Raw genomic sequence first — 12,016 nt, forward strand, 5'->3', positions numbered from 1 at the left:
CGGAACCTGTTCTGATTACCAGCGGTAGTGCGAGAACGCACGGTTGGCATCAGCCATCTTGTGGGTGTCTTCGCGCTTCTTCACTGCGCTGCCGCGATTGTTCGCTGCGTCCATGAGTTCGCCGCACAGGCGATCGACCATGGTCGTTTCATTGCGCTTACGGGCAGCTGCGATCAGCCAGCGGATAGCGAGAGCCTGACGGCGCTCCGGACGAACGTCGACCGGCACCTGGTAGGTAGCACCACCGACGCGGCGCGAACGCACTTCGACATGCGGAGCGATGTTGTCGAGCGCGGAGTGGAACACGGCGACCGGCTCCTGCTTCAGCTTCGACTGGACCGCATCGAACGCACCGTAGACGATGCTTTCCGCAACGGACTTCTTGCCGTGCAGCATGATTGCGTTCATGAACTTCGTGACGACCAGATCACCGAACTTCGGATCCGGGTTGATCTCACGCTTTTCTGCTCTGTGACGTCGGGACATACTTCTCGTCTCTCAACTTTAAATCTTATGACCAGCGAAATGGCGCCGGTTGCGATGTTATTTCGGACGCTTCGCGCCGTACTTCGAGCGGCGCTGCTTACGGTTCTTCACACCCTGCGTATCGAGAACGCCGCGGATGATGTGGTAACGAACACCCGGAAGGTCCTTCACGCGGCCGCCGCGGATCATGACCACGGAGTGCTCCTGAAGGTTGTGGCCTTCACCCGGAATGTAGCCGATCACTTCGAAGCCATTCGTCAGGCGGATCTTGGCGACCTTACGGAGAGCCGAGTTCGGCTTCTTCGGGGTCGTCGTGTAGACGCGGGTGCAAACGCCGCGCTTCTGCGGGTTCTCCTGCAGTGCAGGAACCTTGTTGCGCTTTACCTGTGCCTGACGCGGCTTGCGGATCAGCTGGTTTACGGTAGGCATCTAACCATCCCTTACAAAAACTTGTCTCGTTACCCTTTCGGGCGGATCGCTTGCCGTCGCCGGCAACAACGAACGCCTATGAAATGCGCAAAACGAGGGCCGATCCGCTTTTTCGCAGATGGCCCCACAAAAAGCAGAGGACGCACTATTTCGCGCGTCTTGCGTGCAGCATTATGTCGTCAGCGTGCGTTTTGAACCTTGTTTGAGGCGAACTCCAGAACGCGTCGTTCCGAACCAGCCAGCCTCACATGGGCTCTGATGCGGCGGGGTGTACTGATTTCGGGGCGATCCGTCAAGGGCAATTAAGAAATATCTGGGCGTTGCAGCCCTGATATGCCCGAGAAACAAGGCTTTGCGCGCTTGCCGTGCCCTAGGTCCGGCCGAACGCCGGCCCGTGTCGTCGCATAGTCGTTCCCACTTAAGGAATCAGCAACCTCTTTCTGTCGTTTTCCACGACCGCGAGTCGCGCCGTGCCCGATATCCTGTCTCGACGTCATCCCTGACCAAAAATGTTTCGGGCCATCGTACGATTCGTGGAACGGGTTTCGGTCTGGCGCAATATGCAGTAGAGCAGGATGAGGCAAAGTGTATCCGGTTTCCCCGCATCCCGCGTCTCAACGCTTGAGAATCGATCGCGCCGGTTTCGGCCTCTTTCGACTTAAAAGAAACGCGATCGCCCGCTACTATTCTTCAAAGAGGATGTTTCCATGTCTGTCACACCGGATAACGACAACGCACCCGACGAACCGCTGATCTTCATCGTTATCGGCAAGGCCTACGAGACCGACGGCGATGCCGAGGGCGTCGACATCCATGTGATGCTGCGGGCGCCCGATGACGATACGGCCGTGCGCGAGGCGCTGAACGCACTCGCCGAGGAAGGCTTCCTTGAAGCCGATCTCGACCAGATCGGCACCTTGGACGGCATACCGGACGAGGAGCCGCACGCTTCCGCCTATCAGGGCGCCCTCGAGGGCGAAGTCGCCATCATTCGCTTCGGTTGAGAGATCCGGCGGCATCTGGAGCCGCATCGACGCCAAACACATCGACCTGAAAAAGCCGCCCGGATCGCTCCGGGCGGCTTTTTTGTTTCGCCAGGGAGGGCAGATACCCTCCCCTTTTCGCTTATTCCGCCGCGGCGGGATCGTTTGCCATGTCGGCGAGCATCGGCGTGGCGCTTTCCGCACCGGTGCCCTTGCGGCGCTCTTCGAGGATCAACTCGTCGCGGGCCGTAGCGATACGGCGGATCTGCGTCATCGTGCCGCCCGTACCGGCCGGGATGAGACGACCGACAATGACGTTCTCCTTCAGACCCTGCAGATTGTCCGTCTTGCCTGCGACCGCAGCTTCGGTGAGGACCTTGGTGGTCTCCTGGAACGAAGCGGCCGAGATGAAGGACGGCGTCTGCAGCGATGCCTTGGTGATACCCAGCAGCACCGGCTCGCCAAAGGCGGGCTTCTTGCCTTCGGCAAGCAGAGAGTCGTTGACGTCCTCGAGTTCGATGCGGTCGACGTTGTCGCCGACGATATAGGTCGAGTCACCGGCGTCGGTGATTTCGACCTTCTGAAGCATCTGCCGGACGATCACCTCGATGTGCTTGTCGTTGATGACAACGCCCTGCAGTCGGTAGACTTCCTGGATTTCGTTCACGAGATAGGAAGCAAGTGCTTCCACGCCCTTGATTGCCAGGATGTCGTGCGGCGCCGGATTGCCGTCGAGGATGTAGTCGCCCTTCTCGATGTAGTCGCCATCCTGAAGATGGAAGGGCTTGCCCTTCGGGATCAGGTATTCGACCGGTTCGACACCGTCTTCCGCCGGCTCGATCATCACGCGACGCTTGTTCTTGTAATCGCGGCCGAAACGGATCGTTCCATCGATCTCCGCGATGATGGCGTGATCCTTCGGACGACGTGCCTCGAACAGTTCGGCAACACGCGGCAGACCACCGGTGATGTCCTTGGTCTTGGCGCTTTCGAGCGGCGAACGGGCAAGAACGTCGCCCTGGCTGACCTTTTGTCCCGGCTCGACCGAAAGGATCGCGTCGACCGAGAGCATGAAGCGGGCTTCGCCGCCGCGGGCAAGCTTGGCGATGTTGCCATTCTTGTCCTTGATGACGATCGCCGGCTTCAGGTCGGTACCGCGTGGCGTCGAACGCCAGTCGATAACCTGGCGCTTGGTGATGCCGGTCGACTCGTCGGTCGATTCCAGAACCGAGATGCCGTCGACGACGTCTTCGAAGTGAACGGTACCTTCCACTTCCGTCATCATCGGACGGGTGTAGGGATCCCACTCGGCGAAACGCTGTCCGCGCTTCACCTTGTCGCCATCGTCGACGAAGATCTTCGAACCGTAGGCAACGCGCTGCGAGGAGCGCTCGACACCGCGTTCGTCGAGGATCTGGATCGCCATGTTGCGGCCCATGGCGACGAGTACGCCATCGGAGTTGCGCAGCATGTTGCGGTTCTTGATCTGAACCGTGCCCTCATAAGAGGCTTCCAGGAACGACTGGTCGACCACCGTTGCCGTACCACCAAGGTGGAACGTACGCATGGTCAGCTGCGTGCCCGGCTCGCCGATCGACTGAGCCGCGATGACGCCGACGGCTTCGCCCATGTTGACAGGCGTGCCGCGGGCGAGGTCCCGGCCGTAGCAAACGCCGCAGACGCCGGTCTGGATCTCGCAGGTCAGTGCCGAACGAATGCGGACGGACTGGATACCGGCCTTCTCGATCGCGACGACGTCCGGCTCGAGAATCATCTTGCCGGCATCGACGATGCGTTCACCGGTGACCGGGTTGTCGATGTTGTCGAGCGCCGTACGGCCGAGGATACGCTGGCCGATCGAGGCTACGACCTGCCCGGCATCGACGATCGCAGTCATGGTGAGGCCCTTGTCGGTGCCGCAATCCGTATGCGTGACGATGCAGTCCTGTGCCACGTCGACGAGACGACGGGTCAGGTAACCGGAGTTCGCAGTCTTCAAGGCGGTGTCGGCGAGACCCTTACGGGCACCGTGCGTCGAGTTAAAGTACTCGTTCACGGTCAGGCCTTCCTTGAAGTTCGAGATGATCGGCGTTTCGATGATCTCGCCCGAGGGCTTTGCCATGAGGCCGCGCATGCCGCCAAGCTGACGCATCTGGTTCGGCGAACCGCGGGCGCCCGAGTGCGACATCATGTAGATCGAGTTCATCGGCTTCTGGCGGCCGCTGTCGTCGAACTCGACGGCCTTGATGCGCGCCATCATCTCTTCGGCGACCTTCTCGGTCGCCTTGCCCCAGGCGTCGACAACCTTGTTGTACTTTTCGCCCTGGGTGATGAGGCCGTCATTGTACTGCTGCTCGTATTCCTTCACGAGCGCTTCGGTGTCGCCGACGATCTTCACCTTCGTGTCCGGAATGACCATGTCGTCCTTGCCGAACGAAATGCCGGCGCGGCAGGCATGCGAGAAGCCGAGCTGCATGATCCGGTCGCAGAAGATGACCGTGTCCTTCTGACCGCAATGGCGATAGACCGTGTCGATCATCTTGGAGATGTTCTTCTTGGTCATTTCCTGGTTGCAGATTTCGAAGGGGACGTTCGGGTTCTTCGGCAGGAGTTCGCCGATGATCATGCGGCCAGGCGTCGTTTCATAGATCTTCGAAACCGGGTTGCCCTCGGCATCGACGGTCTTGTAACGGCCACGGATCTTGGCGTGCAGGGTGACGGCCTTGGTCTCCAGCGCATGGTGCAATTCGCCCATGTCCGAGAAGGCCATGCCTTCGCCCGGCTCGTTCTGGTTCATGATCGACAGATAATAGAGGCCGAGAACCATGTCCTGCGACGGCACGATGATCGGGGCACCGTTTGCCGGATGCAGGATGTTGTTCGTCGACATCATCAGCACGCGTGCTTCGAGCTGTGCTTCGAGCGACAGCGGCACGTGAACGGCCATCTGGTCGCCGTCGAAGTCGGCGTTAAAGGCCGTGCAGACGAGCGGGTGCAGCTGGATCGCCTTGCCTTCGACCAGGATCGGCTCAAAGGCCTGGATGCCCAGGCGGTGCAGGGTCGGCGCGCGGTTCAGAAGGACCGGGTGCTCGCGGATGACCTCGTCGAGGATATCCCAGACTTCCGGCTTTTCCTTCTCGACCAGCTTCTTCGCCTGCTTGACGGTCGAGGAGTAACCCTTGGCGTCGAGGCGGGCGTAGATGAACGGCTTGAAGAGCTCGAGCGCCATCTTCTTCGGCAGGCCGCACTGGTGCAGCTTGAGTTCCGGACCGGTCACGATGACCGAACGGCCGGAATAGTCGACGCGCTTGCCGAGCAGGTTCTGACGGAAGCGGCCCTGCTTGCCCTTGAGCATGTCGGAGAGCGACTTCAGCGGACGCTTGTTCGCACCCGTGATGACGCGGCCGCGGCGGCCGTTGTCGAACAACGCGTCCACGGATTCCTGCAGCATCCGCTTTTCGTTGCGGATGATGATGCCCGGCGCACGCAGCTCGATCAGCCGCTTCAGGCGGTTGTTGCGGTTGATGACGCGGCGATAGAGATCGTTGAGGTCCGACGTCGCGAACCGGCCGCCGTCAAGCGGCACGAGCGGACGCAGGTCCGGCGGGATCACCGGAACGACCTTCATGATCATCCATTCCGGACGATTGCCGGATTCCATGAAGTTCTCGACGATCTTCAGCCGCTTCATCAGCTTCTTCTGCTTCAGATCGGACGTCGTCTCGGCCATCTCCGAACGCAGATCACCCGCGATCTTCTCGAGATTCATCGATGCGAGCATCTCGTAGATCGCTTCGGCGCCGATCATCGCGGTGAACTGGTCCTCACCGAACTCGTCGACCGCGATCATGTATTCTTCTTCGCTCAGGAGCTGATTTTCCTTGAGCGACGTCAGACCCGGCTCGGTGACGATGTAGTTCTCGAAATAGAGAACGCGTTCGATATCCTTGAGCGTCATGTCGAGCAGCGTTGCGATGCGGCTCGGCAGCGACTTCAGGAACCAGATGTGAGCAACCGGCGCAGCGAGCTCGATATGGCCCATGCGCTCGCGGCGAACGCGCGACAGCGTGACTTCGACGCCGCACTTTTCGCAGATGATGCCCTTGTACTTCATGCGCTTGTACTTGCCGCACAGGCACTCGTAGTCCTTGATCGGACCAAAGATGCGGGCGCAGAAAAGACCGTCGCGTTCCGGCTTGAAGGTACGGTAGTTAATCGTCTCCGGCTTCTTGATCTCACCGTAAGACCAGGAAAGAATCTTCTCCGGGGACGCTATCGAAATCCGGATGGAATCGAAGGTCTGTGCAGGCACCTGCGGATTGAAAGATTTCATGACCTCTTGGTTCATGCCTGTCTCCTTTGCGGGCATTTAAGCCCTGAGCTTGGCGAGGGTGCCGGCAATCCCGGGCGCCGGCCCCTGCCCCATAAACAGCTAAAACCGCATCGGGTGCGGCCCTTTTCCTGCCGCGGACAATCAGGTGCCCGACGGCGGAAACGGTGCGCGCCGCTTAGCGGCACGCACCTGATGACTCTTACTCCGCCGCGTCCGGCAGTTGCGCCGTGCTACCGACGTCATCGACCTTGGAATTCTCCAGCTCGACCGAAAGGCCCAGCGAGCGCATTTCCTTGACGAGAACGTTGAAGCTCTCCGGAATACCCGCTTCGAAGGTATCGTCGCCGCGGACGATCGCCTCGTAGACCTTGGTGCGGCCGGCCACGTCGTCCGACTTGACCGTCAGCATTTCCTGCAGCGTGTAGGCAGCACCATAGGCTTCCAGAGCCCAGACCTCCATTTCGCCGAAGCGCTGACCGCCGAACTGCGCCTTGCCGCCCAGCGGCTGCTGGGTAACGAGCGAGTAAGGACCGATCGAACGGGCGTGGATCTTGTCGTCGACCAGGTGGTTGAGCTTCAGCATGTAGATGTAGCCCACGGTCACCTGGCGATCGAAAGTCTCGCCGGTACGGCCGTCATAGAGCGTCGACTGACCGGTTACCTTCAGGCCAGCCTGCTCCAGCATCTCGTTGACGTCCGCTTCGACAGCACCGTCGAAGACCGGTGTCGCGATCGAAACGCCGCGGCGGGTCTGCTCGGCAAGCCGAACGATCGATTCATCGTCGTACTGCTTGATCGGCTCACCCTTCGGGCCAGATCCGATGACGCTGTCGATGGTATCGCGCAGCGGCTGAATGTCAGCGCCCGCCTTATATGCATCGAGCATCGCTCCGATCTTCTTGCCCATGCCGGCGCAAGCCCAACCGAGATGGGTCTCGAGGATCTGCCCGACATTCATGCGCGACGGCACGCCCAGCGGGTTCAGAACCACGTCGACATGCGTACCGTCTTCGAGGAACGGCATGTCTTCGATCGGGACGATCCGCGACACGACACCCTTGTTGCCGTGGCGGCCGGCCATCTTGTCGCCCGGCTGGATCTTGCGCTTCACGGCGACGAAGACCTTGACCATCTTCATGACGCCCGGAGGCATCTCATCGCCGCGCTGAACCTTCTCGACCTTGTCCATGAAGCGCTGTTCAAGGCGCGACTTGGATTCGTCGTACTGTGCGCGAAGCGCTTCGATCTCGCCCTGAGCCTTCTCGTCCTCGATAGCGAACATCCACCACTGCGAGCGGGGATATTCACTGATGACGACGTTGGAGAGCTCGGTGCCCTTCTTGAAGCCCTTCGGACCGGCAACGGCGACGTGGCCGCGAAGCATGTCGACCAGACGCGCATAGACGTTGCGGTCGAGGATCGCCTGTTCGTCGTCGCGGTCCTTCGCAAGCCGCTCGATTTCCTCGCGCTCGATCGCCATCGCGCGCTCGTCCTTCTCGACGCCATGGCGGTTGAAGACGCGCACTTCTACGACCGTGCCGAAGGTGCCCGGCGGCATGCGCATCGACGTGTCGCGAACGTCCGACGCCTTCTCGCCGAAGATGGCGCGCAGAAGCTTTTCTTCCGGCGTCATCGGGCTCTCGCCCTTCGGCGTGATCTTGCCGACGAGGATGTCGCCCGGCTGAACTTCGGCGCCGATGTACACGATACCGGCTTCGTCCAGGTTCTTCAGCGCTTCTTCCGAAACGTTCGGAATGTCGCGGGTGATTTCTTCCGGACCAAGCTTGGTGTCGCGCGCCATCACTTCGAATTCCTCGATGTGGATCGAGGTGAAGACGTCGTCACGCACGATCCGCTCGGAGAGCAGGATCGAGTCTTCGTAGTTGTAGCCGTTCCAGGGCATGAACGCGACGAGCGCGTTGCGGCCGAGCGCCAGATCGCCGAGGTCCGTCGACGGACCGTCCGCGATGATATCGCCCTTGTTGATCACGTCACCGACAGTGACGAGCGGGCGCTGGTTGACGCAGGTGTTCTGGTTGGAGCGCTGGAACTTCTGCAGGCGGTAGATATCGACGCCCGACTTGGACGGATCCAGGTCTTCGGTGGCGCGGATAACGATACGGGTCGCGTCCACCTGGTCGACGATACCGCCGCGGCGGGCAGCGATCGCAGCACCGGAGTTCGCGCGCGACGACCGGCTCCATGCCGGTACCGACGAAGGGAGCTTCCGCACGCAGCAGCGGCACGGCCTGACGCTGCATGTTCGAGCCCATCAGCGCGCGGTTGGCGTCATCGTTCTCGAGGAACGGAATGAGCGCGGCCGCGACCGAGACGAGCTGCTTCGGCGAAACGTCCATCAGGTTGATATTGTCGCGCGGTGCCAGCATGACTTCGCCGGCGTGGCGGCAAACGACGAATTCTTCGGAGAAGGAGCCGTCGTCGTCCAGAACCGAGTTTGCCTGTGCAACGTGATACTTGGCTTCTTCCATCGCCGACAGATAGACGACGTCGTTCGTCACCTTGCCGTCCACGATCTTGCGGTACGGGCTCTCGATGAAGCCGTACTTGTTGACGCGGGCGAAGGTCGCAAGCGAGTTGATCAGACCGATGTTCGGGCCTTCCGGCGTCTCGATCGGGCAGATACGGCCGTAATGCGTCGGATGCACGTCGCGCACTTCGAAGCCGGCGCGCTCGCGGGTCAGACCGCCCGGACCCAGTGCCGAAAGACGGCGCTTATGGGTGATTTCCGAAAGCGGGTTCACCTGGTCCATGAACTGCGACAGCTGCGAGGAGCCGAAGAATTCGCGAACGGCCGCGGCAGCCGGCTTCGCGTTGATCAGGTCCTGCGGCATCACGGTGTCGATCTCGATCGAGGACATGCGTTCCTTGATCGCACGTTCCATGCGCAGGAGACCCAGGCGATACTGGTTCTCCATCAACTCGCCGACCGAGCGGACGCGACGGTTGCCGAGATTGTCGATGTCGTCGATCTCGCCCTTGCCGTCACGCAGCTCCACGAGCATCTTGACCACGGCCAGGATGTCTTCCTTGCGCAGCGTGCGAACCGTGTCCGGAACGTCCAGATCGAGACGCATGTTCATCTTCACGCGGCCGACGGCCGAGAGGTCGTAGCGCTCCGCATCGAAGAAGAGCGCATTGAACATGGCTTCGGCCGAATCCATGGTCGGCGGCTCACCCGGACGCATGACGCGGTAGATGTCGAACAGCGCGTCCTGACGGTTCTCGTTCTTGTCGGCCGAAAGCGTGTTGCGGATATAGGCGCCGATATTGATGTGGTCGATGTCGAGCACCGGGATCTCATCGAAGCCGGCGGAAAGGATGACCGGAAGCGTCTTCTCGTCGATCTCGTCACCGGCCTCGAGATAGATCTCGCCGGTCTCGAAGTTGACGACGTCCTCGGCGAGATAGTTGCCGTAGAGATCGTCGTCGGTCGCCTTGAGTGCCTTCAGGCCCTTTTCCTGCAACTGCCGGAGCAGGCGCGGGGTCAGCTTCTTGCCGCTCTCGACGACGACCTCGCCGGTATCGGCGTCGATCATGTCTGACAGTGTCTTCTGGCCCTTGAGCGCATCCGGCTGGAACGGCACGCGCCAGCCCTCGCCGTCGCGCTGGTAGAGCGACTTCGTGTAGAAGGTGTCGAGGATTTCCTCGCCGTCCATTCCGAGCGCCATCAGCAGCGAGGTCACCGGAATCTTGCGGCGGCGGTCGATGCGCGCATGGACGATGTCCTTCGCGTCGAACTCGATGTCGAGCCACGAGCCGCGATAGGGGATCACGCGCGCGGCGAAGAGCAGCTTGCCGGACGAGTGGCTCTTGCCCTTGTCATGGTCGAAGAAGACACCCGGCGAACGGTGCATCTGCGAGACGATGACGCGCTCCGTGCCGTTGACGATGAAGGTACCGTTGTCCGTCATGAGCGGCATGTCGCCCATATAGACGTTCTGTTCCTTGATATCCTTGATCGACTTGGCGCCGGTGTCCTCGTCGATATCGAACACGATCAGCCGCAGCGTCACCTTGAGCGGCGCCGCATAGGTCAGGTCGCGCTGACGGCACTCCTCGACGTCGAACTTCGGTGCCTCGAATTCGTAGGAAACGAATTCAAGCATCGAAGCGCCGGAAAAATCCTTGATTGGAAATACCGATTTGAAAACGGCTTGAAGCCCCTCATCCGGCCGCCCGCCTTGGGGCTCATCGACCATGAGGAACTGGTCGTAAGACGCCTTCTGAACCTCGATGAGGTTCGGCATCTCCGCGACTTCGGGAATTTTACCAAAAAACTTGCGTACGCGCCTACGACCGTTAAACGAAAGGGTCTGAGCCATCGTCGCTCCTTGTCAATCTTGCATCCGGGCCTGCAACGGACGGGAACCGATGGCCAGTCGACCCCGTCAATCAATGGGTAGTTCAATCTCGTCCAGCATTCGAAAGACGCCAGCGCGGAATGCTGTGCTGTCCTTCGATGGAGACCATCCTCTTGAAGAACCCATTACCCAAAAGCCGTTTTCGACAGGCTTTTGGGTAATATGTTCTAAAAACGGTCAAAGAGAGGCGGCCACGAAGGCCACCTCCCTTTCGCATTTCGTCGAATTACTTGACGTCGACCTTCGCGCCAGCGTCTTCGAGCTTCTTCTTGAGGTCAGCAGCTTCCGCCTTGGAAACGGCTTCCTTGACAGCCTTCGGAGCGCCTTCGACCAGGTCCTTGGCTTCCTTGAGGCCGAGGCCGGTGATGGCGCGGACTTCCTTGATGACGTTGATCTTGTTCGCGCCGGCATCCGTCAGGATGACGTCGAACTCGGTCTTTTCTTCTTCAGCCGGAGCAGCAGCGCCAGCAGCGCCACCGGCAGCAGCAACGGCTACCGGAGCAGCGGCGGAAACGCCCCACTTTTCTTCGAGAAGCTTGGAAAGCTCAGCAGCTTCCAGGACGGTCAGCGAGGAGAGGTCTTCAACGATCTTTGCGAGATCAGCCATTTTACTTTTCCTTTTGTTCGGTTCGAACTGGTTTTAAATACAACAGCGAAATTCCGCCTCAGGCGGCTTCGTCCTTCTTGGCATAGGCCGAGACACGCGGGCAAGCTGGCTTGCCGGTGCTGCGACAACCGTCGCGACGCGGGTTGCCGGGGCGTTGAGAAGGCCCAGCAGCTTCGCGCGCAGCTCGTCGAGAGAAGGCAGGGTCGCAAGCGACTTGACACCTTCGGCGTTGAGCGTGGTTGCCCCCATGGCGCCGCCCAGAACAACGAGCTTGTCGTTGGTCTTGGCGAAATCCACGACGACCTTCGGAGCCGTTACGGGGTCTTCGCTGAATGCGATCAGCGTCTGACCCTTGAAGAGATCGATCATCCCTTCAGACTCCGTGCCCTGAAGAGCGATCTTGGCCAGGCGGTTTTTCGCGACTTCTGACGGTGCCGCCAGCAGCGCGCATCTTCGAACGGAAGTCGTTCATCTGCGCGACTGTGACACCAGCATAGTGGGCCACGACAACCGAACCGGAAGCCTTGAAGACTTCGTTCAGCTCCGTGACGAATTCGCGTTTTTCCGCTCTTTCCACTGTCTGTCTCCAGTTGGCAGGGTTGCTCATCGCAGCCCTGCCGGGTTTGCCTTTGTCACCCGGGATCATTCTCGATCCCAAGCAACGCTTGAGGATCCTGTCCCTTGGCGTTCCCGGAAAGCCGGGTCTGACACAAGGCAAGCGAGGTTCGAACCGAATTCCGACGCGTCCGCGTCTTCATGAAATTCAGATCTTACCCGTCTCATGCGGGCCAGGTGA

Annotated in this window: 5 protein-coding genes and 2 pseudogenes; 1 reads left to right on the plus strand and 6 read right to left on the minus strand. The window is 60.4% G+C overall.

Annotated features, from left to right (window positions below; genetic code table 11):
- Positions 1–15: 15 nt before the first annotated feature.
- Both rpsG and rpsL read right to left on the minus strand, forming a co-directional pair.
- Positions 16–486 carry a 30S ribosomal protein S7 gene (rpsG, locus tag N0Q91_RS11010; protein WP_003536198.1) on the minus strand — a complete coding sequence of 157 codons (471 nt, stop codon included), beginning with the start codon at positions 484–486 and terminating at the stop codon, positions 16–18.
- 57 nt (positions 487–543) lie between these two features.
- Positions 544–915: a 30S ribosomal protein S12 gene (gene rpsL / locus N0Q91_RS11015; RefSeq protein WP_003507760.1), complete on the minus strand. Its 372-nt coding sequence runs from the start codon at positions 913–915 to the stop codon at positions 544–546.
- A gap of 707 nt (positions 916–1,622) precedes the next feature.
- Between rpsL and N0Q91_RS11020 the strand changes: the two genes are divergently transcribed.
- Entirely contained in the window at positions 1,623–1,919 is a 297-nt protein-coding gene (locus tag N0Q91_RS11020; protein ID WP_010969192.1) for a hypothetical protein, read from the plus strand.
- 121 nt (positions 1,920–2,040) lie between these two features.
- Here N0Q91_RS11020 and rpoC read toward each other — a convergent pair whose 3' ends face one another.
- The 4 genes and pseudogenes from rpoC to rplJ all read right to left on the minus strand — a co-directional run bounded on the left by rpoC (position 2,041) and on the right by rplJ (position 11,797).
- A complete protein-coding gene (rpoC, locus tag N0Q91_RS11025) occupies positions 2,041–6,246 on the minus strand; it encodes a DNA-directed RNA polymerase subunit beta' (RefSeq protein ID WP_275598073.1) in 4,206 nt (1,401 codons plus the stop codon).
- A 184-nt stretch (positions 6,247–6,430) separates the two neighbouring features.
- Positions 6,431–10,574, minus strand: a pseudogene (gene rpoB, locus N0Q91_RS11030) (DNA-directed RNA polymerase subunit beta).
- A 265-nt stretch (positions 10,575–10,839) separates the two neighbouring features.
- Complete coding sequence (rplL, locus tag N0Q91_RS11035) at positions 10,840–11,220, minus strand: 50S ribosomal protein L7/L12 (RefSeq protein ID WP_014328058.1); 381 nt, start codon at positions 11,218–11,220, stop codon at positions 10,840–10,842.
- A 58-nt stretch (positions 11,221–11,278) separates the two neighbouring features.
- A pseudogene (rplJ, locus tag N0Q91_RS11040) lies at positions 11,279–11,797 on the minus strand (50S ribosomal protein L10).
- Positions 11,798–12,016 lie beyond the last annotated feature (219 nt).

The sequence above is a fragment of the Sinorhizobium prairiense genome, from assembly GCF_029201645.2.
In the GTDB taxonomy this organism is placed as follows: domain Bacteria; phylum Pseudomonadota; class Alphaproteobacteria; order Rhizobiales; family Rhizobiaceae; genus Sinorhizobium; species Sinorhizobium meliloti_A.

Coding starts and splice junctions, on each gene's coding strand:
- N0Q91_RS11020 (WP_010969192.1), top strand. CDS start 1,623: ATGTCTGTCACACCGGATAACGACAACGCACCCGACGAACCGCTGATC.
- rpoC (WP_275598073.1), bottom strand. CDS start 6,246: ATGAACCAAGAGGTCATGAAATCTTTCAATCCGCAGGTGCCTGCACAG.
- rpsL (WP_003507760.1), bottom strand. CDS start 915: ATGCCTACCGTAAACCAGCTGATCCGCAAGCCGCGTCAGGCACAGGTA.
- rplL (WP_014328058.1), bottom strand. CDS start 11,220: ATGGCTGATCTCGCAAAGATCGTTGAAGACCTCTCCTCGCTGACCGTC.
- rpsG (WP_003536198.1), bottom strand. CDS start 486: ATGTCCCGACGTCACAGAGCAGAAAAGCGTGAGATCAACCCGGATCCG.